The organism is Roseovarius sp. (genome assembly GCF_030373445.1).
Lineage (GTDB): Bacteria > Pseudomonadota > Alphaproteobacteria > Rhodobacterales > Rhodobacteraceae > Roseovarius.
Genome location: NZ_JAUCYU010000002.1, coordinates 283,732 through 308,712 on the forward strand (window position 1 = coordinate 283,732; position 24,981 = coordinate 308,712).

The 24,981-nt window shown below is 66.8% G+C and carries 25 protein-coding genes; 16 read left to right on the forward strand and 9 right to left on the reverse strand.

All coding sequences use genetic code 11. The features are described 5' to 3' along the window. Positions 1-60 precede the first annotated feature (60 nt). The 5 genes from QUV18_RS04875 to QUV18_RS04895 form a co-directional block, all read right to left on the reverse strand. Positions 61-300 carry a DUF1289 domain-containing protein gene (locus QUV18_RS04875; RefSeq protein ID WP_300892310.1) on the reverse strand — a complete coding sequence of 80 codons (240 nt, stop codon included), beginning with the start codon at positions 298-300 and terminating at the stop codon, positions 61-63. After that, complete coding sequence (ruvX, locus tag QUV18_RS04880) at positions 297-773, reverse strand: Holliday junction resolvase RuvX (RefSeq protein ID WP_300892311.1); 477 nt, start codon at positions 771-773, stop codon at positions 297-299. Before ruvX ends, QUV18_RS04875 begins: the two co-directional genes overlap by 4 nt. After that, entirely contained in the window at positions 770-1,996 is a 1,227-nt protein-coding gene (gene ccmI / locus QUV18_RS04885; protein ID WP_300892312.1) for a c-type cytochrome biogenesis protein CcmI, read from the reverse strand. The genes ruvX and ccmI overlap by 4 nt, the downstream gene beginning before the upstream one ends. 78 nt (positions 1,997-2,074) lie before the next feature. Further along, complete coding sequence (locus tag QUV18_RS04890) at positions 2,075-2,395, reverse strand: type II toxin-antitoxin system RelE/ParE family toxin (RefSeq protein ID WP_300892313.1); 321 nt, start codon at positions 2,393-2,395, stop codon at positions 2,075-2,077. Between the two features lie 5 nt (positions 2,396-2,400). Continuing rightward, on the reverse strand, positions 2,401-2,664 hold the full coding sequence (locus tag QUV18_RS04895; protein ID WP_300892314.1) for a hypothetical protein: 264 nt from the start codon (positions 2,662-2,664) through the stop codon (positions 2,401-2,403). A 202-nt stretch (positions 2,665-2,866) separates the two neighbouring features. On the opposite strand from QUV18_RS04895, the gene QUV18_RS04900 reads away from it, so the two are divergent. The 12 genes from QUV18_RS04900 (at position 2,867) to rarD (ending at position 12,670) form a co-directional block, all read left to right on the forward strand. Then, on the forward strand, positions 2,867-4,111 hold the full coding sequence (locus QUV18_RS04900) for a sarcosine oxidase subunit beta family protein (protein WP_300892315.1): 1,245 nt from the start codon (positions 2,867-2,869) through the stop codon (positions 4,109-4,111). Positions 4,112-4,364: 253 nt separating this feature from the next. After that, positions 4,365-4,631 carry a hypothetical protein gene (locus tag QUV18_RS04905; RefSeq protein ID WP_300892316.1) on the forward strand — a complete coding sequence of 89 codons (267 nt, stop codon included), beginning with the start codon at positions 4,365-4,367 and terminating at the stop codon, positions 4,629-4,631. Between the two features lie 174 nt (positions 4,632-4,805). Beyond that, positions 4,806-5,135 carry a hypothetical protein gene (locus tag QUV18_RS04910; protein WP_300892317.1) on the forward strand — a complete coding sequence of 110 codons (330 nt, stop codon included), beginning with the start codon at positions 4,806-4,808 and terminating at the stop codon, positions 5,133-5,135. 213 nt (positions 5,136-5,348) lie between these two features. After that, entirely contained in the window at positions 5,349-5,576 is a 228-nt protein-coding gene (locus tag QUV18_RS04915; protein ID WP_300892318.1) for a hypothetical protein, read from the forward strand. A gap of 108 nt (positions 5,577-5,684) precedes the next feature. Further along, complete coding sequence (locus QUV18_RS04920; RefSeq protein WP_057819536.1) at positions 5,685-6,014, forward strand: sarcosine oxidase subunit delta; 330 nt, start codon at positions 5,685-5,687, stop codon at positions 6,012-6,014. After that, positions 6,011-9,025 carry a sarcosine oxidase subunit alpha family protein gene (locus QUV18_RS04925; protein WP_300892319.1) on the forward strand — a complete coding sequence of 1,005 codons (3,015 nt, stop codon included), beginning with the start codon at positions 6,011-6,013 and terminating at the stop codon, positions 9,023-9,025. Before QUV18_RS04920 ends, QUV18_RS04925 begins: the two co-directional genes overlap by 4 nt. Beyond that, a complete protein-coding gene (locus QUV18_RS04930; RefSeq protein ID WP_300892320.1) occupies positions 9,018-9,587 on the forward strand; it encodes a sarcosine oxidase subunit gamma family protein in 570 nt (189 codons plus the stop codon). Before QUV18_RS04925 ends, QUV18_RS04930 begins: the two co-directional genes overlap by 8 nt. A 154-nt stretch (positions 9,588-9,741) precedes the next feature. Then, positions 9,742-10,341, forward strand: a complete 600-nt coding sequence (locus tag QUV18_RS04935; RefSeq protein ID WP_300892321.1) for a superoxide dismutase — start codon at positions 9,742-9,744, stop codon at positions 10,339-10,341. Positions 10,342-10,513: 172 nt separating this feature from the next. After that, complete coding sequence (locus tag QUV18_RS04940; protein WP_300892322.1) at positions 10,514-10,912, forward strand: hypothetical protein; 399 nt, start codon at positions 10,514-10,516, stop codon at positions 10,910-10,912. Between the two features lie 86 nt (positions 10,913-10,998). Next, positions 10,999-11,220 carry a hypothetical protein gene (locus QUV18_RS04945; protein ID WP_300892323.1) on the forward strand — a complete coding sequence of 74 codons (222 nt, stop codon included), beginning with the start codon at positions 10,999-11,001 and terminating at the stop codon, positions 11,218-11,220. Position 11,221: 1 nt separating this feature from the next. After that, positions 11,222-11,680, forward strand: coding sequence for a host attachment family protein (locus QUV18_RS04950; RefSeq protein WP_300892324.1), 459 nt, complete (start codon positions 11,222-11,224; stop codon positions 11,678-11,680). Between the two features lie 93 nt (positions 11,681-11,773). Further along, the gene (gene rarD, locus QUV18_RS04955) at positions 11,774-12,670 is read left to right on the forward strand and encodes an EamA family transporter RarD (protein ID WP_300892325.1); all 897 of its coding nucleotides are present in this window, start codon (positions 11,774-11,776) and stop codon (positions 12,668-12,670) included. Here the strand turns inward: rarD and QUV18_RS04960 are convergent. Further along, positions 12,631-13,182 (reverse strand): TIGR00730 family Rossman fold protein, encoded by a 552-nt coding sequence (locus QUV18_RS04960; protein ID WP_300892326.1) that lies wholly within the window; start codon positions 13,180-13,182, stop codon positions 12,631-12,633. The two genes, rarD and QUV18_RS04960, sit on opposite strands and share 40 nt — an antisense overlap. Positions 13,183-13,283: 101 nt before the next feature. Here QUV18_RS04960 and QUV18_RS04965 point away from each other — a divergent pair, with 101 nt between their 5' ends. The 4 genes from QUV18_RS04965 (at position 13,284) to xrtE (ending at position 19,160) form a co-directional block, all read left to right on the forward strand. Continuing rightward, a complete protein-coding gene (locus tag QUV18_RS04965) occupies positions 13,284-15,179 on the forward strand; it encodes a LysM peptidoglycan-binding domain-containing protein (protein WP_300892327.1) in 1,896 nt (631 codons plus the stop codon). Positions 15,180-15,300: 121 nt separating this feature from the next. After that, entirely contained in the window at positions 15,301-17,124 is a 1,824-nt protein-coding gene (locus QUV18_RS04970) for an ABC transporter ATP-binding protein/permease (protein WP_300892328.1), read from the forward strand. A gap of 4 nt (positions 17,125-17,128) precedes the next feature. After that, positions 17,129-17,476 (forward strand): hypothetical protein, encoded by a 348-nt coding sequence (locus tag QUV18_RS04975; RefSeq protein ID WP_300892329.1) that lies wholly within the window; start codon positions 17,129-17,131, stop codon positions 17,474-17,476. A 109-nt stretch (positions 17,477-17,585) separates the two neighbouring features. Further along, entirely contained in the window at positions 17,586-19,160 is a 1,575-nt protein-coding gene (gene xrtE / locus QUV18_RS04980; protein WP_300892330.1) for an exosortase E/protease, VPEID-CTERM system, read from the forward strand. Here xrtE and QUV18_RS04985 read toward each other — a convergent pair whose 3' ends face one another. From QUV18_RS04985 to QUV18_RS04995, 3 genes are all read right to left on the reverse strand, one after another. Next, positions 19,161-19,409, reverse strand: a complete 249-nt coding sequence (locus QUV18_RS04985) for a VPEID-CTERM sorting domain-containing protein (RefSeq protein ID WP_300892331.1) — start codon at positions 19,407-19,409, stop codon at positions 19,161-19,163. It lies immediately after the preceding gene. A 230-nt stretch (positions 19,410-19,639) separates the two neighbouring features. Next, positions 19,640-23,428 (reverse strand): efflux RND transporter permease subunit, encoded by a 3,789-nt coding sequence (locus tag QUV18_RS04990; RefSeq protein ID WP_300892332.1) that lies wholly within the window; start codon positions 23,426-23,428, stop codon positions 19,640-19,642. Then, positions 23,425-24,762 (reverse strand): efflux RND transporter periplasmic adaptor subunit, encoded by a 1,338-nt coding sequence (locus QUV18_RS04995; protein WP_300892333.1) that lies wholly within the window; start codon positions 24,760-24,762, stop codon positions 23,425-23,427. The genes QUV18_RS04990 and QUV18_RS04995 overlap by 4 nt, the downstream gene beginning before the upstream one ends. Between the last annotated feature and the right edge of the window lie 219 nt (positions 24,763-24,981).

Sequence of the window (24,981 nt, forward strand, 5' to 3'; positions counted from 1 at the left end):
TGTTTCACCGTTCCGGAAAAACGTCGGGGGGTGCGCGACCACCCGCGTCTTGAGATACGCCTAGCCCCGCGACAGCCGCGCTGCACGTCCGCCACGCCGCTTGCGCAACATCGGCGCGCGGTCGGGCAGGGCGGCCATGATCTCACGCCGCTCCTCCGCCGTCATCTTCGACCAGCGGGCAATCTCGTCCACGGTGCGGAAACAACCGGTGCAGATCCGCGCCTCCGGGTGCACGACGCAGACCCTGACACACGGACTCTCGATCTCGTTGCGCGTCCAGACTGGAGCGTTGTCGTTCAATTGCCTGCCCTCACATGCCTCAGCCGGTCCAGTGCTCCCTGAAGGATATATGAGGCGGCAACCGCGTCGATAACCTCTTTCCGACGCTTTCGTGTCAAATCTGCCTCGATCAGTGCCCTTTCTGCCGCAACCGTCGACAGGCGCTCGTCCCAGAAGCCGATGGGCAGGTCGGTGAGTCGCTCGAGGTTGCGGGCAAAGGCCCGGGTCGATTGGCAGCGCGGCCCTTCCGAGCCGTCCATGTTGCGCGGCAGCCCGAGGATCAGGCCACAGGCCTCGCGCCCCCCGGCGATCTCCAGCAGCCGCGCGGCATCCAGCCCGAACTTCCTGCGCTTGATCGTCTCCACCGCGTTGGCCGATGACAGGATTCCGTCCGACGCCGCCACGCCGATCGTCTTCTCGCCAAGGTCAAGCCCAAGGATCGGCCGTAACCGGGGCAGGGCGGCGGCAAATTCCTCGATCGTCTCGCAGATCATTCCAGCACTCCCGCCTCGCGCGCGGCGGCGCGCAGGATCTCCAACTCCGCTTCGCGGCCCTCGAACACCTGCTGCGCCTCCTGCCATATCGCGCGGGCCTGTTCCGTCTCGCCCAGCACGCCATGGGCGCCGATCAGCCGTGCCCATTCCTGCGCCGTGCCGCCTTCGCTGGCCAGCCGCTCCGACAGGCGCGTGACCATGCCCCGGATCATCTCGCCGCGATCGGCATCGCTCAGCTCGCCCGCGGCCTCGACATCCTCGGCGCTGGGGCCGGGGGCCTCTTCCATCTCGGGCAACTGGTACTCGACCCCCGCACGCCACGCCACCTCCTCGATCCGGCTGCGGATCAGTGGCACCCAGGGCGCGCCGGGCCGGCTTTCCTCCAGCAGCGCCCGCCACGTGCGAAACGCCGCGTCGGGCCGGTCGACCTGCATGTAGTAAAGTCCGAGGTAATACCGCGCCCTGGGCTCCCGCGGTTCGAGTTCCAGCGCGGCGCGGATCGCCTCCTCCGCCTCCTGCGAGATGTAACCGCCCGCGGCCGACACCATCAGGTCGGTCAGCAGCGCGTAGTCCCCCGCGGTGGCCGCGTCACCCTTTACCTCGATCAACTGCCGCTGCGCCGCATAGGCCGCCTTCAGATCGCCAAGCGCCGCCTCGTTGCGCACAAGAAGCTGCAGCCCGCGCTGATCCTCCGGCCGCTTCTCGACCGTCTCGCGCAGTTTCTCCATCAGGGCGAGGAACTCCTCCGACACGTCCGAGGGCATCTCCGCCTCCGGCATGCGCGCCTCGGCCTCGACCTGCGTCTGCCGGTTGGCCCGCGCCGCGTCCGACGCGGCGATCCGGCCCTTCAGCGGCACATCCGTATATCCCGGCGCCCCCAGTTCCGAATAGAGCAGCAACGCCCCGCCGCCCAGTCCGGCCACGGCAAGCCCCGTCACGGCCCAACCGGCCCATCCCGGCTGCCCGCCGCTCTCGCCGCCCTCTCGCAGCTTGGCATCGGCGGCCAGGATCCGGCGCGACACCTCGGCGCGCAGCCGCTCGGCATCCTCCTCGTTGATCACCCCGCGCGCTAGGTCGCGGTCCACCTCCTTGAGCTGGTCGCGATAGACCCGCAGGTCATAGGCCGCGGGTGGCTCCTCCCCGGCACGCCCCCTGAGCACCGCGACCCCGAGGATCGCGCCACAGAAAAGGGCGATGGCACTGACGATGATCCAGAAGAGCATGGGGCCTCCGTAACTTGCCCCCATGTAGCCGGGCCGGCGCCCAAGCAAAAGAGGCAAGCGGGTGCAGATGGTCGCAGGTCAGCGCCCGCGCCCCCGCACCATCCGCGCCCATTCCCGCCCGGCATAGGTGATCGCGACGAGGCGGACCTCCTGCCTCTCATCATCCACGGTGAAACAGATCACACCCTTGCGGGCCACGGGAATGGCCCTGAGACCGGGGTAAACATCGTCCCGCACCGTGCCCACATGCGGCAGGTCGGCCAACCCACGCACCGCTGTCTCGATCACGCCAAGGATGCGCAGGGCGGTGGCCTTCCCCGAGTAGTCGGCGACCAGCGTGAGGATGTCGTCCAGATCGGTCGCGACATGCGGATGCCGGAGCAGCCTGTACCGGGCCAAGCGCGTTACCGCCCGGCCAGCTTGGTCCGCGCCCCCTCGAACAGGTCGTCCACCCCGTCGTGCCAGTCTTCGTCCGGCATGGTCATCCGGTCGCGGATCGCCTGTTCCATCGCCGAGAGGGCCGCATCGCGTTCGGCTTCATCCTGGATCATCTGTTCCAACCCGGCCGCCACCACGCTGCTGAGCGATCCGTGCCGGCCTTCCTCGGCCAACCGCCTGGCATAGGCGTGATGGCGGTCGGTCAGGCTAATGGTGGTCTTCACGGTCATAGGCAGCTCTCCGAGCTAAATGGTATGACCAAGTATGACCACGAGCGGCAGACCTGTCAATTCATGCGTCGCTCCACGGCATCCTCGCCCATGTCGCGAATCGCATATCTTATGCCGCGCCGGATATCCTGCCGGGGCGCGGGATGTCGCATTACCACCTTCATGCAGACCGGCTGCGAATCCATCTGATCTGAGAGCGCGCATGAAACGATATTCCGCCTTCGCCATCGCCAGGGAAGCCCTGAGCTATCACATGGGATGGGAAAAGGCCTGGCACTCGCCCGAGCCGCGCAAGCGGTACGACGCCATCATCATCGGCGCCGGCGGGCACGGCCTCGCCACCGCCTATTACCTTGGCAAGAACCACGGCATCAAGAACATCGCCATCCTCGAAAAGGGCTGGCTCGGCGGCGGCAACACCGGCCGGAACACCACCATCATCCGCTCGAACTATCTCCAGGATTCCTCGGCCGCCATGTACGAGAAATCCCGCAGCCTCTACGAAACGCTCAGCCAGGACCTGAACTACAACGTCATGTTCAGCCCCCGCGGCGTCATCATGCTCGCCCAGACCGAGCACGAGGTCCGTGGCTACAAGCGCACGGCCCAGGCCAACGCGCTGCAGGGCGTCCAGACCGAGTTCATCACGCCCGAGCGCGTCCGGGAAATCGTGCCGATCATCAATCTCGAAGGCCCGCGCTATCCCGTGCTCGGCGGCCTCTGGCAGGCGCGCGGCGGCACCGCCCGGCACGACGCCGTCGCCTGGGGCTTTGCACGGGCCTGCTCGGCCATGGGCATGGACGTCATCCAGAAATGCGAAGTCACCGGCGTGCGCACGGAGAACGGCAAGGTCAAGGGTGTCAGCACCAACCGCGGCGACATCGACTGCGACAAGCTGGGCATCGTCGTCGCCGGGCACTCCGGTCACGTGGCCGACATGGCGGGCTTCCGTCTCCCGATCGAGTCGGTGGCGCTTCAGGCGCTCGTGTCCGAACCCATCAAGCCCTGCATGGACGTGGTCGTCATGGCCAACACCGTGCACGGCTACATGAGCCAGTCCGACAAGGGCGAGATGGTCATCGGCGGCGGTGCCGACAACTACAACAACTACACCCAGCGCGGCAGCTTCCATCATATCGAGGAAACCGTCCGCGCGCTCTGCGAAACCTTCCCGATGATCCAGCGGCTCAAGATGCTGCGCCAATGGGGCGGCATCGTCGACATGACCGGCGACCGCTCGCCCATCCTGTCGAAAACGCCCTTGGAAAACTGCTTCATCAACTGCGGTTGGGGCACCGGCGGCTTCAAGGCCACCCCCGGCTCCGGCTGGGGCTTTGCCGAGCTGATGGCGACGGGCTACTCGCCGCTGACCGACGAGTTCTCGCTCGACCGCTTCAAGGAAGGCCGCTTCATCGACGAATCCGTCGCCGCGGGGGTTGCGCACTGATGCAATCCCGGCCCGTCATCCTGCTGCTGGAGGCCACTCCGGCAATTGGCGCACAGATGCCGCGTAATTTCGCGCGCTCTGTGCAAAAATTGCCTTTCGGTGGCCAACCGGTGCGGATTCTGGCGGGAACCGGCCCATGCCGAACCCTCGAAATGGCGCCAAATGGCCCGTCCGGGGCGGGCGACGCGGCCCATACTCCCCATGCATGTCCGACGCTCCTATCTCTATCCCACCAAGGAGAGGAGATCGTCTCATGCCTAGTGAACTCGACTACGACCCGAACATCCAGCGCTACCAGCGCATGCCGCGGTACCAGCTCGAAGAAGGCCGTGGCAGCGGCTGGCAAATCTGGGCCCTCGTCGTCCTCATTGCCGGCGGCGCCCTGTTCCTCACCATCCTCACCGGCTTCGGCCCGGATGAGCAGACCGGCTCCGGCACCGAGCCTGCCGTCAGCGTTCCGGCCGATGGCGAAGAGGGCGGCGCGGCTCCGCAATCCGTCATGGAAGCCGACAGCCAGTAACGCACGCGACCTTAGCGGTCATGCAGGCGGGCGCCACGCGGTGCCCGCCTTTGTCGCGCCTGCAGAGGCCCGAGCGGAAAATGGCGCATTTGCAACACTTGTGACACGGCAAGGGAACCGTGGCCGCGCCGATCTCGTTAACATGGGTAGTTTTTGTCCGAAAGGAATGGACCCATGTCAAACCAGACCGACCATAGTACCAACCACGATCGTGACCACACCTATATCGAACGCACCGAGAAGCGCGGCGGCGGCGGCGGCACCGGTATTGCCCTGCTCGTCGGCGGACTCGTCGTTGCCGTGGGCGTACTGTTCTGGGCCATCTACGGCGGTTTTGAGGGCAGCGCGACCGGCGGCAGCACCGTCGACGTCAACGTCGAAGGCAGCGAAAGCGCCGTCGACGATGCAGCAGGCGCGGTCGAAGACGCGGCCGGCGCCGTCGAGGATGCCGCCGACGACACCGCTGGCGCGGCCGAAGAAGCAGCGGACGACGCCGCAAACTAACCACATTCCAACCAGTATTACGGCAAGGAAGCCGCGTCCCTCCGGGCGCGGCTTTCCCGTGCGGGCTGCCCTTTGCGCAACAGCGGAAACCGGCCTACTGGACCCCCTCCCATACGCGGCCCTTCGCACGGATCGGCCGGGGATTTCCGCTCATTCTTCCGCCGCTTCCGATGCCGGGGCATGGTTCCTGTCACCGAAACAGGAGGAATGCCCATGTCCTATGAATGGCAAAGATCGAGCAACATGCCCGACTTCACCCGCAGCGGCAACGATGTCGCCACCGGCGGCGGTCGGCTCACCGTCCTCGTCGTCGTGCTCGCGATACTCGGCGCGCTGGTGCTCTTCAGCGCGTTCAGCTACGCCCCCACGGGCACCGAGAACGGGGCCAGCGCACCTGCTGCCGTCGACGGTGCAACCGGCACCGGCACAACGACCGACTGACGACCTGACGACCGAATTTCCGGGCGGGTGCCTCGCGGCGCCCGCCCTTTTTGTGCGCCACGCACATCTCATTCCCCACAACCCAACTCAAGAACGGTGGAGACGCGCATGCTGATCCTTGAATGCCCCTATTGCGGCGTCAAAGGCGAGGAGACCGAGTTCGCCGGCGGCGGCGAAGCGCACCTGAAGCGCTTCGGTCCGGGCTCGTCGGATGACGAGTTCCACGGCTACCTCTTCTCGAAAGTGAACCCCAAGGGTGTTCACTTCGAACGCTGGCGTCACGCCCACGGCTGCGGCAAGTGGTTCCACGCCGCCCGCGACACCATCACGCTCGAGGTCTACGGCACCTATCCCGCCCAGACCACCGAGCCGCCGAAAGACATCAAGGACAAGATCTCGGCCAAACGGCCGGGCTGGAGCTGGAGAGAGTTCGCATGAGCACGCGCCTTGCCACCGGCGGGCGGCTTCTGGACAAGAGCCAACCGCTGAATTTCACCTTCAACGGCAAGCAGCTGCGCGGCGTCGCGGGCGACACGCTCGCTTCGGCCCTGCTGGCCAACGACCAGATGCTGGTCGGGCGGTCCTTCAAGTACCACCGCCCCCGCGGCATCGTCGCCTCCGGTGTCGAAGAGCCCAACGCGCTCTTCAACATGGGCAAGGGCGCCGATTTCGAGCCCAACCAGCGCGCCACCACGACCGAGCTGTTCGACGGCCTCACCGTCGAAAGCCAGAACCACTGGCCCAGCCTCGAGTTCGACGTGGGCGAGATCAACTCCAAGCTTTTCTCGCGCTTCCTGCCGGCGGGCTTCTACTACAAGATGTTCATGCATCCCCGCCCGCTCTGGAAACATGTCTACGAACCCTTCATCCGCCAGTCGGCCGGCTTGGGCCGCGCGCCCAAGGGCGGCGACAACGACACCTACGAGCATTTCTACGCCTTCGTCGACGTCGCCGTAATCGGCGGCGGCGTGGCGGGCCTTCAGGCGGCGAAAGCCGCGGCCGAGGCCGGCGCCCGTGTCCTCGTCATGGAACAGACCGCCCATTGGGGTGGCCGCTCGCCCGTCGATGGCGGCGAGGTCGACGGCCAGCCTGTGGATAAGTTCGTGGACGAAACTGTCGCGGCCCTCCAGGGTATGGAAAACGTGACCCTGCGCACCCGGATGATGGGGGCAGGGGTCTACGACCACGGCTACGTGCTGGGCTACGAGCGCGTGACCGACCACAAGCCCGGTACGCCCGGCCCCCGCCACCGCCTCTGGCGGATCCGTGCGGGGCAGGTCATCACCGCCACCGGCGCCCTCGAACGCCCGCTCAGCTTCGCCGGAAACGACATTCCCGGCGTCATGCTGGCTTCCGCCGTGCGCGATTACGCGGTCGATTACGGGGTCTCCGTGGGCGACCGCACCGTCGTGGTCACCAACAACGACGACGCCTATCGCACCGCGATCACCCTTAAAAACCTCGGCCTCGACGTGCCCGTCATCCTCGACGCCCGCGCCGAGGGCGGCAGCGCCCTGGCCCAGAAGGCGCGCACCATGGGCATCCGGGTCGAGAACGGCAAGGCCATCGCCAAGGTCAAGGGCGGCAAGCGCGTCGAAGCCGTCGAGATCTGCGCCCAGGCCGGTGAAGGCGCCGTGCTGGAAGAGATCAAGTGCGACGCCGTCGCCATGTCCGGCGGCTGGTCGCCGGTCGTGCACCTGTGGTCCCATTGCGGCGGCAAGCTGCTCTGGGACGAGGCGCAGGCCTGCTTCCGCCCGGATGTGGATAAAGCCCCGACCGGTGACGCCGGGGAACCCTTCGTCATCGCCGCCGGCGCCGCCAATGGCGAGCTCTCGCTGGCCGGTATCCTCACCGACGCCCATGCCGCCGGCAAGGCCGCGGCCAGGGCCCTCGGCCACGAACCCGCCGCCACCGACGCGCCGAAAGCCGCCACCATCGGCGAAGCGCCGATCCAGCCGGTCTGGCTCATGCCGCAGGGCGCCAAGATCCAGCTCCGCATGAAATCCTGGCTCGACTACCAGAACGACGTGAAGGTCTCCGACGTGCAGCTCGCCGCCCGCGAAGGCTTCGAGAGCGTCGAACACGCCAAGCGCTACACCACGCTCGGCATGGCCACCGACCAGGGGAAACTGAGCAACATCAACGGCCTCGCGATCCTGTCCGACTCCCTCGGCCAGCCCATCCCGCAGACCGGCACCACCACCTTCCGCCCGCCCTATACGCCGATCTCCATGTCGGCCATCGCGGGCGAGGCAAAGGGCGAGCTCTTCCAGCCCCTGCGCAAGACGCCGATGTATGAATGGCACGCCGCCAACAATGCCGATTTCGAACCCGTCGGCCAATGGCGCCGCGCCTACAGCTACCCCAAACCGGGTGAAACCCGCCACGATGCCGTCAACCGAGAGATCAAACAGGTCCGCGACAGCCTCGGCCTGCTCGACGCCTCGACGCTCGGCAAGCTGATCGTCAAGGGGCCGGATGCGGGCCGCTTCCTCGACATGCTCTACACCAACATGATGAGCACGCTGAAACCGGGGCGCTGCCGCTACGGCCTGATGTGCAACGAGAACGGCTTCCTGATGGATGACGGCGTTGTCGCCCGGCTCGATGAGGACACGTTCCTCTGCCACACCACCACCGGCGGGGCCGAGTCGATCCATGGCCACATGGAAGAATGGCTCCAGACCGAATGGTGGGACTGGAAAGTCTACGTCGCCAACGTGACCGAGCAATACGCCCAGATCGGCATCGCCGGCCCCAACTCCCGCAAGGCGCTTGAAAAGCTCACCGATGATGATGTCAGCGCCGAGGCCCTGACATTCATGGGCTGGAAGGACATCACCGTCGCGGGCGTCCCGGTGCGCTGCTACCGTATCTCCTTCGCGGGCGAGCTGTCCTTCGAACTGGCAATACCGGCCTCCCACGGCCGCGCCGTCTGGGACGCGCTGATGGAGGCAGGGGCCGAGTTCGGCGTCATGCCCTACGGCACCGAGGCGATGCACGTCATGCGCGCCGAGAAGGGTTTCATCATGATCGGCGACGAGACCGACGGCACCGTGATCCCGCAGGATCTCGGCCTCGACTGGGCGATCTCGAAGAAGAAAGAGGACTACCTCGGCAAGCGCGCCCAGGAACGCAAGCACATGGCCGACCCGAAGCGCTGGAAACTCGTCGGGCTGGAAACCACCGATGGCGGCGTCCTGCCCGACGGGGCCTATGCCACTGCCGAGGGCACCAACGCCAACGGCCAGCGCAAGACCCAAGGCCGCGTCACCTCGACCTACCACTCGCCCACGCTGGGCCGCGGCATCGCCATGGGCCTCGTGCTCGACGGCCCCGACCGCATGGGCGAGGTGATCGAGTTCCCGAAACTCGACGGCACCGTGATGACGGCGAAAATCGTCGATCCCATCTTCTACGACAAGGACGGGGAGAAGCAGAATGTCTGACGCAGTCAGCGCGCTCAAGGGCGCATCCTTTGACGGCACGGTCACCGTCCGCGACGCAGGGCTTCAGGGCATGATCACCCTGCGCGGAGATCAGGGCTCGGCCAAGATGACCAAGGCTGTGAAAGACGCAACCGGCGCCGCCAAGCCCGGCCAGCGCGAAATTACCTCGAGCGGCGACAGTGGCGCGGCATGGATGTCGCCGGACGAGCTGCTGGTCATGGTGCCTTACGACAGCGCCACCGAAGCCCTGACGAAGATCGACACCGCGCTCAAGGGCGAGCACTATCTCGCCGTCAACGTCTCCGACGCCCGCGCCATGTTCGAGATCAGCGGGGCAGGGGTGCGCGAGGTGATCGCCAAGCTCTGCCCGGTCGACATGTCGCCCGGCGCCTTCGAACCGGGCTCGATCCGGCGCACCCGGATGGCTCAGGTCGCCGCGGCCATCTGGATGACCGAGGCGGGCACGATCCGCATCGTCTGCTTCCGCTCTGTCGCCGAATACGTCTACGGCCTGCTTTGCGACGCGGCCGAGCCGGGCGGCGAGGTGGGCTACTTCGCCTGACCTGCCCCGCAGCGGGCAACACGCAACGATAGAAGGGGGGCGGCGCCATCGGCGGCCGCCCTCCGCCGTTTTCGAAAGTTACGCCTTGACGTCACTGCCCCCCCGATCACATGTAATGCCACAGGTTAAACGCAATAAGCACAAGAGGTCCGATATGGCTTTTGAACTTCCCGATCTTCCTTACGCTCACGACGCGCTGGCTGGCAGCGGCATGTCGAAGGAAACGCTGGAGTATCACCACGACATTCACCACAAGGCTTATGTCGACAACGGCAACAAGGCCATTTCCGGGACCGAGTGGGAAGGCAAATCCGCCGAAGAGATCATCAAGGGCACCTATGACCCGAAGGCCGTGGCTCAGTCGGGGATCTTCAACAACGCCTCGCAATACTGGAACCACAACCAGTTCTGGGAAATGATGGCGCCGGGCGGCACCGGCATGCCGGGCGAGCTCGAGAACGCGCTGAAGGAATCGTTCGGCTCGGTCGACAAGTTCAAGGAAGAATTCGCCGCCGCCGGCGCGGGCCAGTTCGGCTCGGGCTGGGCATGGCTGGTGAAGGACACCGATGGCAGCCTCAAGGTCACCAAGACCGAGAACGGCGTCAACCCGCTCTGCTTCAACCAGACCGCGCTTCTGGGCTGCGATGTGTGGGAGCATTCCTATTACATCGACTTCCGCAACAAGCGCCCGGCTTACCTGCAGAACTTCCTCGACAACCTGGTGAACTGGGAAAACGTCGCAGGCCGCATGTAAGCCAGGCCCGTACCATTCCAGCGAAAGGCCCCGTCATCCGGCGGGGCCTTTCTGCGTCTTGCGGGCGCGTATCTGCCCGCGCCCCGGTGACAGGACGGCCAAGGATGATCTATTCCTGAAGCGGTGCAGGCCCCGCAGCTTGCCAACCTGAAGGCCGCCGAAAGGGCAGCACATGCAAATCGTCTCGGTCCTCAAGGGCTGCCTCGCCGCTTACGCTGTCGGCGTCCTGTTCAACTGGGGCGGACAGCTATTGTCCACGGCGCATCGGCCGGGCCGGTCTCTCGATCCATGGAACGACCTCTGGTTCTCTGCCGTCTTCGGCGCGATCCTGGCCCTGCCGATGACCCTGCTCGTCCTCCTCATCTGGTACCTTCTGGCACGCCGGTCCAAGACCGTGACCTACCGCGATGCCCTCGCATCTGGCGCCGCCGGCACGGGCCTTGCCTTCTGGGCCGTGGGCAACCCGCTCCCCTGGCTGCTCGTGGGGCTCGCGCTCGGCGCGGCGTTCGGGGCCGCATTCTGGCTCACGGCATTCGGCCGCCGACGGCAGGTCACGCTCACCCTGCGCTAGTGCCGCCTTGCCCCGGCGTCGCCTCCGGAACCCGCGCTTTGCCTGTGCGTTTTGTTCTCGAAGACCAAGGAAAAGGAGGCGCCCAAATGGCCGAGCGCAAGAGATCCAAGGACGGCAGCCGCGACAGCGACGAATTCGTCGACAACTCCACCGAACAGCCCGACCAGGAAGGCCGGGGCGGCGGCACGCTGACCCGCAAGATCGGCACCCGTGACGAGGAGAAGCGCGCCAAGGAGAAACCCGCCGGTGCGACCCGGGTCACCGGCGCCGACGAGCGCGACCACGGATCGGACAGAGGAGACGAATGACATGAGCACGCTGACCCACGGCACCTGGGTGCTGATCGCCGACGGCGAAAAGGCCCTCTTCCTGCGCAACGACCTCGACGAGAAGGACCCCGACCTGAACGTCATCCGCATCGAGGAACAGGAAAACCCCGCCGACTCGGAGCAGGGCACCGACAAGCCCGGCCGGATGCAGGACACCGGCGTACAGCAGCTTTCCTCCATGCAGGAAACAGACTGGCACCAGCTTGCCAAGGACCGCTTTGCCGACGACCTGGCCGAGCTTCTCTACAAGTACGCCCACAAGAACGCCTTCGAGCGGATCGTCCTGATAGCCCCGCCGCGTGTTCTGGGTGAACTGCGCGACAAGATGCACAAGGAGGTCTCCTCCCGCGTCGTCGCCGACATGCCGAAGGACCTGACCAACCACCCGCTCGACAAGGTGGAAAAGCTGCTCAAGGCCGAGCTCGACCCCACGGCCTGACACCGGCCCCCGCACCGGTTCGCCAGAACCGGCTTGTCTTCCGCGCCGTCCTGCGTCAGCAAGGCGGCGCGGGCAGGCAAGGCGAGGGGCACCATGACAGACAGCGGCAAGGGCATTGCGGCAATGGTCTCCGCCTGCACGATCTGGGGACTGGCACCGCTTTTCTACAAGTTGCTGACCCACGTGCCCCCCTTCGAGGTCCTGGCCCACCGCACGCTGTGGTCGCTTGTCTTCTTCGCCGGCGTCCTGACCGCTCAGCGCCGCCTTCACGTTCTTCGGCAGGCCGTTTCGAACCGGCGCGACCTCGCGATCCTTGCCTTCGCCGCACTGATGATCTCCAGCAACTGGCTGATCTTCATCACCTCCATCCAGATCGAACATGCGATCGAGGCCTCGCTCGGCTATTACACCTTCCCGCTCGCCTCGGTCCTGATGGGCGCGATCTTCTTTCGCGAACGGCTCGGCCGGGCCCAGGCGCTTGCCGTCGCTTTGGCCGGCCTCGCGGTCGTGGTTCTGGCCGCAGGCTACGGAGCCGCACCGTGGATCCCGCTGATGGTCGCCATAACTTTCGCCCTCTACGGCGTTGCCAAGAAATGGCTCAGCATCGGCCCCGTCGTCTCGGTCACCGCCGAGGTGCTGCTGCTTTCCCCCATCGCGCTGGCGATCCTCTGGCTGGCCCACCGCGCGGGGACCGGCCATTTCGCCGCCGAGACCTCCACCACGCTCCTGCTGATGCTTTCAGGGCCGCTCACCGGCCTGCCGCTCATCCTTTTCAGCTACGCCGCGCGCCGCCTGACGCTCGCCACCGTCGGCGTGCTGCAATACATCAACCCCAGCCTGCAATTCCTCTGCGCCACGCTGGTCTTCCGCGAACTCTTCAGCTTGTGGCACGCCATCGCCTTTGCCCTGATCTGGACCGCGCTGGCGATCTACACCACCGCCATATGGCGTCAGGACAGGGCCGCCCGAAGGGTGCCGCCCAGCGTTTGAACATCCTCGCAGACGGTGATGAACCCGCGGATCGACTCGTCGGCGAAACCTTCCGCGATCACGTGATCGATGAGCGCGGTCAGTGGCGTCCAGTACCCGTCGGTATTGAGAAGCACCACGGGCTTGTCATGCAGGCCCAGCTGCCGCCATGTCAGCACCTCGAAGAACTCGTCCAGCGATCCGGCGCCGCCCGGCAGTACCACGATCGCGTCGCAATTCATGAACATCACCTTCTTGCGCTCGTGCATCGTCTCGGTCACGACATAGCGGGTCAGGTCGGTCTTCCCCACTTCCCAGCGTACCAGGTGCTCGGGGATCACGCCGAAGGTCTCGCCGCCCGCAGCCTGCGCCGCCCGGGCCACGGCGCCCATCAGGCCCACGTCGCCCGCCCCGTAAACCAGCCGCCAGCCTTCCCCGGCAATCCACCGTCCCAGCGCCGTCGCCTCGGCCTCGTAACGGGGGTTCGCCCCCGCACGTGAGCCGCAAAAGACACAGACCGAGCGAACCGCCATGAAATCACCGCAAATTGCAAAAGGGTTGTTTTGACCCTAGATAGCTGTGTTGATATTCTCCGGCAACCATGTGGCGCATGGCCTGGGGCGGAAGGAACCGGATGAGTAAACTGGCAGGAGGGGCGGGCGGTCAAACCGTCGTCATCGCGGGCGCGGTAGTGGCCGGCGTCGTGATCGGCAGGCTCTACATGGCTGGCGTCTTCACCCCGTCGCCCGAGCGACCGGAGGCCGAGCCGGCAGCGATGGTCCAGACCGAAGGGCAGGCCGCGCCGGAAAGCGGGACCGCACCCAGGGACCTTCCGGCATCGGGCACCGACCAGTCCGGCCAGCCCGACACCGACAACCCCGATCCGCTGGCCTCCGTCACCACCGGTGACACGCCCACTCCCGACACCGATCCGGCGTCCCAGCCTGAAGAGACGACGGACACCGGCAACCAACCCGAGGCGACAGACCCGGCCCCGCAATCCGGCGACACCGACACCGCCGAGGCCGAGGCAGCGCCAGACGCACCCGCCATCAGCCTCTTCCGCCTCACTCCTGACGGCCAGATGCTCGTCGCCGGCACCGGCAAGGCCGGCTGGGACGTGTCGATCCTTGTCGACGACGAGGTGCTGACCACCGTCACCCCCGACGCCAACGGCGATTTCGTCGAGTTCATCGAGATGGACAGCAGTGCCGACCCGCGCATCCTGACCCTCGCCATGCACTCTCCCGACACGGGCGAAGACATCATCTCGCTCGACGAGATCATCATCGCCCCCACGCCCCCCGTCGCCATGGCCGAAGCAGAGACCGCGACAGAGGAAGCGACACCGGAGATGTCGATGGCCTCCGGGGAAACCGCCTCCGCGGGCGATGACACTGCCGCCGATACGACTGCCGACACGGACACGGGCGCCGATTCCGGAACCATGGTCGAAATCTCCGACGCCGACCCCTCCAGCGAGGCCGACACCACGCCGGCCACCTCGTCCCCTGCGGCGGACGACACCGGCACGCCCGGCGAGCCGGTGGAGATCGGCGGCGCCGATACCGGAACGCCTGACCGGGCTGCACAGGCACAGGACGGCACGGCAAACACCGGTGAGGCCGCCACCGACACGACCGAGCCGGTCGAAACCGCATCCCTCGACGTCTCCACAGCCGAGCCCGCCGAGCCCGAACCCGCCACGACCACCGGTGTAGAGACGTCGGGGACAACCGATGCCGACCCGGAAACCGCCACACCCGCGGAACCCGCCGTCACCGCCGAAACCGACCCGCCGGCCGAGGCCGACACCTCCGACCCCGCGGATGTGGCTGCCGCAACCGGCGCCGAGGACCTGCAGGATCAGGGCGCCACGGCAGATCAACCCGCCGAACCCGCCGAACTGGCCAGCGCGGATATCGGCACATCGGCCCCCGAGCCGGCCGAGCCCGCCCAGGCTGACCCCGAGCCCGCCGCCGACGGTGCCACCTCGCAGGCCGTGCTGCGCTCCGATGCCTCGGGCGTCAGCGTCATCCAGCCGCCCACCCCAGGCGACACCGCGCCCGAGGTCATGTCGACCGTCGCGCTCGATGCCATCACCTACAACGACGCGGGCGAGGTCGAACTCACCGGCCGCGCCCAGGGCGACGGCTTCGTGCGCGTCTACCTCGACAACACCCCCATCACCACCTCGCGCATCTCCGAGGACGGCAACTGGCGCTCGGAATTGCCCGAGGTCGATACCGGCGTCTACACCCTCCGCATCGACGAGGTCGACGAAGACGGCACCGTCCTCTCCCGCGTCGAGACCCCCTTCAAACGCGAGGATCAGGAACTGCTCGGCACCCGCGACACGGGCCGCAAGATCCAGGCGATCACCGTGCAGCCGGGCAACACGCTCTGGGCCATCTCCCGCGACAAGTACGGCGAAGGCGTGCTCTACGTGCGCATCTTCCAGGCCAACCGCGACCGCATCCGCGACCCCGACCTGATCTACCCGGGCCAGGTCTTCACGGTCCCGAACTGACCGCCCGCCCGACAGGCCGGGCCCACCGGCAGCCCACGAACACCCCCCTGTGCGCGCATTCGCACTGGCCTCCCCGCCGCGCCCGGCCTATCTGTGGCCAACACCCCGAAGAAGTGACCGAATGCGCCGCCGCAGAACCCTGACCACGACAGAGCCGCCCAAGAACGGCTGGAAGACGATCCGCCAGGTCGCCCCCTACCTGTGGCCGAAGGACGAGGGATGGGTCAAATGGCGCGTGATCCTCGCCCTCGCGGCGCTCTTCGTTGCCAAGCTCGTCGCCGTCGGCACGCCGCTTCTATACAAGGGCGCGGTCGACGCGCTCGCCGGCGAAAGCCAGACAGAGGCGTGGATGCTCGCCATCGGCGCCGTGGGCCTCACCGTCGCCTACGGCATGGCCCGGCTGATGAACACCGGCTTCCAGCAACTGCGCGACGTCTTCTTCGCCCGCGTGGCCCAGCGGGCCCTGCGCAAACTCGCCCTGCGCACCTTCCGGCACATCCACGCCATGTCGCTGCGCTACCACATCACCCGCAAGACCGGCGGCCTCTCCCGCATCATCGAGCGGGGCGTGAAGGGCGTCGAATTCCTGCTCCGCTTCCTCGTCTTCTCGATCGGCCCGCTCGTCCTCGAACTGCTGATGATCGGCATCGTGCTCTGGACGCTCTTCGACATCTGGTACCTCGTCGTCGTCGCCGGCGTCATCGCCTTCTACGTGCTCTTCACCTTCAAGGTTACCGAATGGCGCGTGAAGCTGCGCAAGCGGATGAACGACCAGGACACCGACGCCAACCAGAAGGCCATCGACAGCCTGCTCAACTTCGAGACCGTCAAGTATTTCGGCGCCGAACAGCGCGAGGCCGAGCGCTACGACAAGGCCATGGAAGGCTACCAGGAAGCGGCGATCCAGACCTCCTATTCGCTGGCTTTCCTCAACGTGGGGCAGGCGGTGCTGATCACCGGCGGGCTGGTCATCGTCATGGTCATGGCCGCCACCGGGGTCCAGTCCGGCGCCATGACCGTGGGCGATTTCGTCATGGTCAATTCCTACATGATCCAGATCACCATGCCGCTCAACTTCCTCGGCACCGTCTACCGCGAGATCCGCCAGGCCCTCGTCGACATGGGCGAGATGTTCGGCCTTCTGGAACAGGACCCGGACGTGAGTGACAAGCCCGGCGCCGGGGCGCTCCACGTCACCGGCGGCACCGTCGAACTCGATGACGTCACCTTCGGCTACGAGCCCAACCGCCCGATCCTCAAGGGCGTCAGCCTGGCGGTCCCGGCGGGGCAGACCGTCGCCATCGTCGGCCCCTCGGGCTCGGGCAAATCCACCATCGGCCGGCTGCTTTTCCGCTTCTATGACGTCTCCGATGGCGCCCTGAAGATCGACGGCCAGGACGTGCGCGACGTGACGCAAGACAGCCTGCACGACGCCATCGGCGTGGTCCCGCAGGATACCGTGCTCTTCAACGACACGATCGGTTACAACATTGCCTATGGCCGCGAGGGCGCCACGCGGGCCGAGGTCGAGGCGGCGGCGAAATCCGCCCAGATCCACGACTTCATCGCCAGCCTCCCCGAGGGCTACGACACCACCGTCGGCGAACGCGGCCTGAAGCTCTCCGGCGGCGAGAAACAGCGCGTCGGCATCGCCCGCACCCTGCTCAAGAACCCGCCCATCCTGCTGCTCGACGAGGCCACCAGCGCGCTCGACACCGAGACTGAGCAGGGCATCCAGGAAGCGCTCCGCCGCGCGGGGCAGGGTCGCACCGTCATCACCATCGCCCACCGCCTGTCCACCGTGGCCGATGCCGACCACATTATCGTGCTCCAAGACGGCCGCATCGTCGAGGAAGGCAGCCATACGGATCTGCTGGTTCGCGACGGCCGCTATGCCGGGCTCTGGCGCCGGCAGGCCAGCGAGCGCGACCTGGCGGCGGAATAGGCCCATGGCCCGCAAGGAACGCCTCACCACCCCCGATCGCCGCTATTTCGTCACCCGTGGCCGCCTCTGGCGCTGCACCGACCCTTCGCTCGACGACAGCGAACGCCGCGCGGCGGTCAAGGCCCTGATGCAGGCCCGCCGCGCCGTCCAGATGGCCGACACGCCGGAGGCCGAGCGCGCGGCCCGCGCCGATGTCGACGCCGCCAAGCACCGGTTGGGCGAACGCGGGCCCGTCTGGTGGGATGACGGTGCCCCCGACGAAGGCGGGCGACACCCGAAGAACACCAGCTACGCCGACTGGTGGGCGAGGCTGGACGCCGAAACCCGGGACAGGGCCGAGGGGAAAGCCTGACAGGACGGTCTTTCCCGGTCCGAGCCGAAATCACCCGACATCGGCCATGATTTTAACAGGATTCCGGCCTACCGCCTGAGGCCGAGAAAACCGAGCGGACAAGAGCAACATGCCGAAGCGGGCAATCTGGATTTGCGGCCTTTTCGCCGTCGAGATGGTGCTGATCATGCTGGCCTTCCAGGTGCTGGCCTCGGTCGAGTGCCGCCTGACGCCGATCGAGACCGCCTGCCGCGGTCTGCGCGGGGCGATGGTGCGCGCCATGTGCCTCGCCGCGATGATCGGTGTCTACCTCTGGGCGGCGCCCTCGGCCCGGCACGGCTTCGCCCGCATGGCGCGCGGCCGCGACGGGGGCAGGGGATGGGTTCTTCTGCACGCCGCCGCCTTCGCCGCCGTCTTCGTCCCGCTCTTCGTCATCGCGCCCCGCGACCTCAACGACCTGTTCGGCTACGTCTTCCCCGTCCTGACCGCCGGCGCGCTCACCGCCATGCTGGCCGGGCTTTTCTGGCTTGCCGCGCCCCGCGACTGGCAGCGCTGGCTCCAGGGCCGCACCGGCACGCTTCTGGTCATCGCCGTGCTGGCCTTCTTGCTGCCCGACATCGCCGCGCTGCTGGGCCCGCTCTGGTACTGGGACATCCTGACCGAAACCACCTTCCGAGGCGTCGTGCTGCTGATGTCCCTCGTCGCCGACGACATGGTCATGGCACCGCCCTTCCAGGTCATCGGCACGCCCGATTTCCTCGTCTCCGTCGCCGATTCCTGCTCCGGCATCGAAGGTTTCGCCCTGATCACCGCCTTCATGGGCATCTACGCCTGGCTCTTCCGCGACACGCTGCGCATGGGGCGGTTCTGGGGCATGGTCCTGCCCGTCGCGCTGGCGCTCAGCTGGGGGCTCAACATCCTCCGCATCACCCTGCTGATCCTGATCGGCGACCGTGTCTCGCCCGCGCTGGCGCAAAATGGCTTCCACAGCTTCGCGGGCTGGCTCTTCTTCATGCTGCTGGCCTTCGGCGTGCTGGTCGCGGCCAGCCGCATCTCCTGGCTCCGAAAGGAGACCGCCGCACCCGCCGCCCCATCGACCCGGCTCTCGCAGGACGACGCGGCGGTCAAGCTCATCCCCTTCATCATCTTCATGGTCTCCGGCGTCATCGCCCAGACCTTCTGGACCGCGCCGGAACTGGCCTACCCGGTGCAGGCGGCGCTGATGTTCGGCGCGCTCTGGTGGGGCAGGGCGGTGCTTGTGCGCTACGCCCAATGGCCCGACATGGTCTCCGTGCTGGCCGGCCTTGCCATCGGCATCGGCTGGCTCGCCATGGCGCCCGAGGCGGAACCGGCGTCAGGGGCACTGATGGCGCTGCCCCTCTGGGCCTTCCTGCTCTGGGCCATGACGCGCATCGCCGGCACGGTGCTGTTCGTGCCGGTGATCGAAGAGCTGTTCTTCCGGGGATACCTGCAATCGCGGCTCGATATCGGTGGCTGGCCGGGCAAGGCGCTTGCCATCGTCGTGCCCACCGCCGCCTTCGCGGCGCTGCATGGCCGCTATCTCGAGGCCGGCATCGCCGGCGTCATCTTCGCGCTGCTGGTCATGCGGCGCGGGCGACTTGCAGACGCGATCGCCGCCCATGCCGTGGCCAACGCGCTCATTGCCGCGGTCGCGGCGTGGCGCGGAGATTGGGGCCTGATCTGATCAGGCGGCGCGGCGCCGCTTGATTTCCCACGCCAGGATCAACATCGCGCCCACGGCCGCCAGGGCCAGCGCGCCGCTCGACACGTCGATTTCCGGTGCCGGGGTGGTGTTGTTATGGCCGCCCGAGCCACCGCAATAGATCCCGTAGCGGCTGCAAAGATAGTCGGTCCAGCTCTGGGCCGACACAACCGCGGCGGTCGACAGGTACATCGTCGTCGCGGCCCCCATTGTCATCAAGATGCGTTTCATGGTTCACCCTTCCTTGTGCTTCAGCACTTCTTTTCCCGCCATAGTATTGCCACATTCCCGGTAAATTCGGTGACGTTTTTCTCGGATTGTACCTACGCCAGAAACAATGCCGCGGCTTACGAGAAAACTGTCCCGAAAATGGCCATAAAGTGATGCCAAAAAAGGTGAAATTCAGGCACGGCCACTGCCCGGCCACACCGCCCTAAGACCCTGCCGATAAGTGATTCGCCCTACTCGGCCGCCTTCAAAGGCTTGCTGCCCCGCGCGCCCAGCACCTTGCGGAACGCGTCAAGGCTGGGGCCGTCATCGCCCATGTCCCCCTCGAACCCGTTCTGGTTGTCCCGTTCGTCGTCCCAGATGATTTCCGGCGCCCGAAGCCGCCGCGCCTCGCGGTTGAGCACCCAGTCCTGCGCCGCCCGGCTCGTCCGGCCCAGCGACAGCTTCGCCATCAGCCGCGCGAACCACGTGACATAGGTCGTCGTCCACACCCTCAGCGCCAGCATCGACGGCGTGAAGATCAGCGTCAGCACCGTCGCGATGCCCAGCCCGAAGACCACCGCGGTCGCCAGCTGCTTCCACCACAGCGCCGTGGGGCTGTTCACCGTGTACCCCCCGCCGATGAAATCGAGGCTCAGCCCGAACATCATCGGCGCCAGCCCGGCCATCGTCGTGATCGTGGTCAGCAGCACCGGCCTTATCCGCGCCTCCGCGGTCCGCGTGATCGCCTCGATCCGCGGCATGTAGCGGCTGAACTCCTGGTAGGTGTCGATCAGCACGATATTGTTGTTCACCACGATCCCGGCCAGGGCCACGATCCCCGTACCCGTCATGATGATCGAGAAGGGCTGGTTCATCACCAGCATCCCGATCAGCACACCCGTGGTCGACAGAACCACCGCCAGCAGAACCAGCACCGCGTTGTAAACGCTGTTGAACTGCGCCAGCAGGATGATGAACATCAGCCCCAGCGCCCCAAGGAACGCCTTCTGCAGGAAGGCACCAGATTCCTCCTGATCCTCCTGGTCGCCGGTCCATTCATACTCGATCCCGGCCGGCAGCACGCCGCTCTCCAGCCACTCGGTCAGCGTCGCAATCCGCTCGTTGGCATTGATCGGCACCTCCTGGCTGGCGCCGCTCTCTTCGGTCTCCGTCTTGGTCAGCCCCTCCTTCACCGCCGCCTTCACGTCGAAGAACCGCGTCTGGTCCACCCGGTCGATCTGTGCCAGCTTCTGCACCGGCTTGCGGGTGATGAAGTTCGACAGCGGCACCAGCCCGTCATCGGTGCGCACCTTCAGCGTGTCGAGCGTGCTCAGAACCCGGTCCTCTTCCGGAAGCCTGACCCGGATCTCGATCTCCTCGTCCGACGACGGCACCCGCATCGTGTCAAGCAGGATCCCCCGCGTCACGAGCTGCACCATGGCGCCCACGGTCGCCACGTCGGCCCCGTAGCGGCCCGCCTTCTCGACATCCACGTCGATCTGCCAGTCGATGCCCGGCAGGGGCAGGGTGTCCTCCACCAGCGCCAGCCCGCGGGTCTCGTCGAACTTCTCCCGCGCCGTCTCGGTAAACGCCTTCAGCGCCTCCCAGTCGTCGCCCTTGATCCGCAGATGCACCGGCTTGGCCGAGGCCGGGCCCTGTTCCAGCGACAGGATCTCGAACTGGATGCCCGGTATCTCGCGCAGCGAGTCGGTCAGCTCCTCGATCGTCAGGTCGCCATCGGCCGCCGGGTCCAGCACCGTGCGCTGCACCTCGTAGCCGATGAACGGCACCGTGAACCACGTCTCGGTCGTGGTCGGCCGGTCCTCCCACTTGACGATCTCGAACTGCACCTGCCCGATCGTGTCGAGCGGCGGCTGCGCGCCCCCGGTGTTGTTGTTCAGCCCGCTTTCCCCGGCAAAGGCAAAGGCGCTCAGCACGTTGGGATGGGCCAGGACCACCTGCTCGGCCTCCTCGACCAGCGCGTTCTTCTGCTCGATCGACAGGTTGCCGCGCGCCTTGACATAGGCGATGGCATTCTCCGGCTCGGATTCCACGAAGAACTCCGTGCCGTTGTTGTTGTTCACGTAATAGAGCAGCACCGAGCCCACGAAGACGAAGATCGCGCAGAAGGCCAGCAGCGGCGCCACCGGGTTGCCCGCGATCAGGTGGATGCACCAGCCGAACATCGTCCGCCGATAGCCCGCCTTCACCTTGCCCTCGCGCCGGGGCCTCAGCTTGCGCCCGACCCAGCGCAGCCCGTATTTCACCCGCCGGAACACCGCCATCAGGCCCAGCAGGATGGCCACCACCCCCGACACACCCGCCGCGGCCAGCGCCACCACGCCCAGCAGAAGCACGAACACCGTCGCCAGCGTCGGCACGACGGAACCAAGGATGTTGCCGCCGTCAATCTGCCCGAACTGCGCGTTGACCATCCCCAGCAGCGCCGGCGCAAGCGCGCCCGCCGCCGCCACGGCCACCGCTGCGATCGGGAACAGCAGGATATGCCACAGCCAGAACCCGTGCGCGATCTGCCGGATGCGATTGTCGAACCACCGCTCGATCCGCCCCGTCACCCCGCCCATCACCGGCAGGTAGATCAGCGCCACCAGCAGAGACGCCGACAGCACGAAGATCAGCGTCACCGGCAGCATCCCCATGAACTGCCCCGGCACGCCCGGCCAGAACAGCATCGGCAGGAAGGCGCACAGCGTCGTCGCGGTCGAACTCACCACCGGCCAGAACATCCGCTTGGCGGCGGCCACGTAGGCATGCATCGGCCCCTCGCCATCGGCGATCCGCTTGTCTGCGTATTCCACCACCACGATGGCGCCATCCACCAGCATCCCCACGGCCAGGATCAACCCGAACATCACGATGTTCGACACCGACACGCCCATCACCGCCAGCAATGCAAAGCACAGCAGGAACGAGGTCGGAATCGCAAACCCAACCAGCAGGGCAGGGCGGATGCCAAGCGCGGCCAGCGTCACGATCATCACTAGCGCGATGGCCGTCAGCACCGAACCTTCAAGCTGGCTGACCATCGACTCGATGATCCGCGACTGGTCGTTCGACGTGCCCACGGTCACGGCCGCCCGCAACTGGTCGGGCCATGTCTCTTCCGCCGCCGCCACCGTCTCGCGGATCAGCGCGGCAGTGTCGATGATGTTGAACCCCTTCCGCTTGACCACCTGAAGCGCGACCGTGTTCTCGCCGTTGAACCGCGCCGTGCCCACCCGGTCCTCGAAGGTCAGGTTGATCGTCGCCAGGTCGCCCAGCGTCACCACCCGGTCGCCATTGGTCTTGACCGGCAGGTTGTAGATATCCCGCGTTTCATCGAAGGAAGACGGGATCTTGACCGAGAACGCCCCTTGCGAGGTATCGACCTCACCCGCCGCGATAAGCTGGTTGTTGTTTTGCACCACGTTGATCAGCTCGATCGCGGTGACGTTGTAGGCCTCCAGCCGCAGCGGGTCGATCACCACCTCGACCATCTCGTCGCGATTGCCCGCGATCCCGGCCTCCAGCACCGGCTCGAGCCCTTCCAGCCGGTCCTGCAAATCCTTGGCCAGGTGCGCCATCGTCCGCTCGGGCACGTCGCCCGACAGGTTCACGATGATGATCGGGAATTCCGAGAAGTTGATCTCGGAAATCGTGTACTTGTCCGCGCCTTCCGGGAACTCGGCCTCGGCCGTGCTCATCGCGTCGCGCACGTCGGCCATGATCTTGGTCTTGTCCCAGCCGAACTCGAATTCCAGCGCCACCCCGGCATAGTTCTCCGCCGCGGTGCCGGTCATGGTCTTCAGCCCGTCAAGATCGGAAAGCTCGGTCTCCATCACCTTGACCAGAAGCTTCTCGCTGTCCTCGGCGGAAATGCCCGGGAACTGCACCGACACGAACAGCGCCGGGATCTCGATATCCGGCTCGCCCTCCTTGGGCAGGCCGATATAGGCCATCGACCCGGCAAGGATCGACAGCACGATGAACGCGACGACCATCCGCGCCCGTGCCGCGGCCCAATCGACGATCCCCGTCATTGCCCGACCTCTCGGAACGTGGGCGCCACCGTCACGCCCTCGGTCACGTATTCCTGCCCGATCACGATCACGTCGGCCTCCTCGGGCAGCCCGCCCAGCCACGCGCCGTTGGGCGTGTCCCTCAGCAGGCTCACCGGCACGAAGGCCACGCTCCGGTCCTCGCCCACGGTACGCACGCCCAGTGTGCCCTCGTCATTCAGCGTCATCGCCGAGGTGGGCAACAGGTGCGCCGTGGTGCCCTCGGCGGCGATCTCGATCTCGGCGGTCTGCCCGTCGCGCAGGGTCAGCTCGGGGTTGGGCACCCGGATATCCACCCGGAACGTCCGCGTCGTCTCGTCCGCGGCGCGAGAGATGAACACCACCTCGCCCTCGACCTCCTCGCCCGAGGCCAGCTCGGCCGTGGCTTTCGCCCCCATCTCGACCCGGCTCACCGCCGTTTCCGGCACGTAGCCCACCAGCATCATCGGATCGAGCCGGATCACCGTCGCGCACAGCCCGCCGGGCTGCAACAGGCTGCCCCGCTCGGCACTGTCGCTCTCCAGCAGGCCAGAGAAGGGCGCGGTGATCTGCAACTGCCGGATTTCCCGCTTGGCCGAGGCCACGGCGGCCTCCGCGCTCTGCACGCCCGCCTTGGCGGCCTCGATATTCGCGGCGACCGTATCCAGGCCCGATTCCGCCGCCCGCAGCCCGGCCCGTGCACTCACGATCCCGGCCTCGGCGCCGCGCACCGCGGCCTCCGTCGCGGCCACGCGGGTCTGCGGGGCATACCCGTCCGCGCTCAGCCGGCTCGCGGCATTGGCGTTGATCTCCGCCTCCGCCAGCACCGATTCCGCCTCCGTCACCCTTGCCTCGGCCTCTTCCACCCGTGCCTCGGCCTCGGGCTGCTTGGCCTGCGCCTCCGGCACCCGGGCCTTGGCCTCGGCCAGCCGCGCCTCCGCCTCGGCCAGCACCGACTCCCGCGTGCCGGGGTCAAGCTCGCACAGAACGTCACCCTCTTCGACGAAATTACCCTTGCGAAGCGGCTCCGACACCACCTGGCCCGACGTCTCGGCCCGCAGTTCCACCTGCCGGTCCGCCTCGGTCTGGCCGCGCACCACCACCGCCCGGTCGATCGGCCGCGCCTTGGAATGCACCGCCACGACGCTCACGCCAACGGCGGGCTCACCGTTCTCGACGTCCGCCTCGGCCGGGGCCTCCGCCGCCTCCGCCGTGGCCTGCTCGACCTCCTCGGCCGCCGGTTCCGGCAACAGGGCAAGCACCCACTCGCGCTCGAAGACGAACGCATAGATCGCGGCTATCACCAGCAGGGCCGCCAGGATGGGAAACAGTCGCATTTATCAACTTCCTGCACAGACCGGGCCTGAACGAACGTTACATCGGGCGCCGGGCCCTTTATGCAACGGTTTCCCGTCCTGAACCAACCAGTTCAGTTTAAGGTTTTTGCCGGAAAGGTGCAAGACGTACCAAACCGGCGCCGCCCCGCAACGGCGCGGGCCCTTGGCAGCGCCCGGCGCACACTGTAAGAGGGGGCGAACGGCCCATACACAACAGGC

Coding starts and splice junctions, on each gene's coding strand:
- ruvX (WP_300892311.1), bottom strand. CDS start 773: ATGATCTGCGAGACGATCGAGGAATTTGCCGCCGCCCTGCCCCGGTTA.
- ccmI (WP_300892312.1), bottom strand. CDS start 1,996: ATGCTCTTCTGGATCATCGTCAGTGCCATCGCCCTTTTCTGTGGCGCG.
- QUV18_RS04895 (WP_300892314.1), bottom strand. CDS start 2,664: ATGACCGTGAAGACCACCATTAGCCTGACCGACCGCCATCACGCCTAT.
- QUV18_RS04900 (WP_300892315.1), top strand. CDS start 2,867: ATGAAACGATATTCCGCCTTCGCCATCGCCAGGGAAGCCCTGAGCTAT.
- QUV18_RS04905 (WP_300892316.1), top strand. CDS start 4,365: ATGCCTAGTGAACTCGACTACGACCCGAACATCCAGCGCTACCAGCGC.
- QUV18_RS04910 (WP_300892317.1), top strand. CDS start 4,806: ATGTCAAACCAGACCGACCATAGTACCAACCACGATCGTGACCACACC.
- QUV18_RS04915 (WP_300892318.1), top strand. CDS start 5,349: ATGTCCTATGAATGGCAAAGATCGAGCAACATGCCCGACTTCACCCGC.
- QUV18_RS04920 (WP_057819536.1), top strand. CDS start 5,685: ATGCTGATCCTTGAATGCCCCTATTGCGGCGTCAAAGGCGAGGAGACC.
- QUV18_RS04925 (WP_300892319.1), top strand. CDS start 6,011: ATGAGCACGCGCCTTGCCACCGGCGGGCGGCTTCTGGACAAGAGCCAA.
- QUV18_RS04930 (WP_300892320.1), top strand. CDS start 9,018: ATGTCTGACGCAGTCAGCGCGCTCAAGGGCGCATCCTTTGACGGCACG.
- QUV18_RS04935 (WP_300892321.1), top strand. CDS start 9,742: ATGGCTTTTGAACTTCCCGATCTTCCTTACGCTCACGACGCGCTGGCT.
- QUV18_RS04940 (WP_300892322.1), top strand. CDS start 10,514: ATGCAAATCGTCTCGGTCCTCAAGGGCTGCCTCGCCGCTTACGCTGTC.
- QUV18_RS04945 (WP_300892323.1), top strand. CDS start 10,999: ATGGCCGAGCGCAAGAGATCCAAGGACGGCAGCCGCGACAGCGACGAA.
- QUV18_RS04950 (WP_300892324.1), top strand. CDS start 11,222: ATGAGCACGCTGACCCACGGCACCTGGGTGCTGATCGCCGACGGCGAA.
- rarD (WP_300892325.1), top strand. CDS start 11,774: ATGACAGACAGCGGCAAGGGCATTGCGGCAATGGTCTCCGCCTGCACG.
- QUV18_RS04960 (WP_300892326.1), bottom strand. CDS start 13,182: ATGGCGGTTCGCTCGGTCTGTGTCTTTTGCGGCTCACGTGCGGGGGCG.
- QUV18_RS04965 (WP_300892327.1), top strand. CDS start 13,284: ATGAGTAAACTGGCAGGAGGGGCGGGCGGTCAAACCGTCGTCATCGCG.
- QUV18_RS04970 (WP_300892328.1), top strand. CDS start 15,301: ATGCGCCGCCGCAGAACCCTGACCACGACAGAGCCGCCCAAGAACGGC.
- QUV18_RS04975 (WP_300892329.1), top strand. CDS start 17,129: ATGGCCCGCAAGGAACGCCTCACCACCCCCGATCGCCGCTATTTCGTC.
- xrtE (WP_300892330.1), top strand. CDS start 17,586: ATGCCGAAGCGGGCAATCTGGATTTGCGGCCTTTTCGCCGTCGAGATG.
- QUV18_RS04985 (WP_300892331.1), bottom strand. CDS start 19,409: ATGAAACGCATCTTGATGACAATGGGGGCCGCGACGACGATGTACCTG.
- QUV18_RS04990 (WP_300892332.1), bottom strand. CDS start 23,428: ATGACGGGGATCGTCGATTGGGCCGCGGCACGGGCGCGGATGGTCGTC.
- QUV18_RS04995 (WP_300892333.1), bottom strand. CDS start 24,762: ATGCGACTGTTTCCCATCCTGGCGGCCCTGCTGGTGATAGCCGCGATC.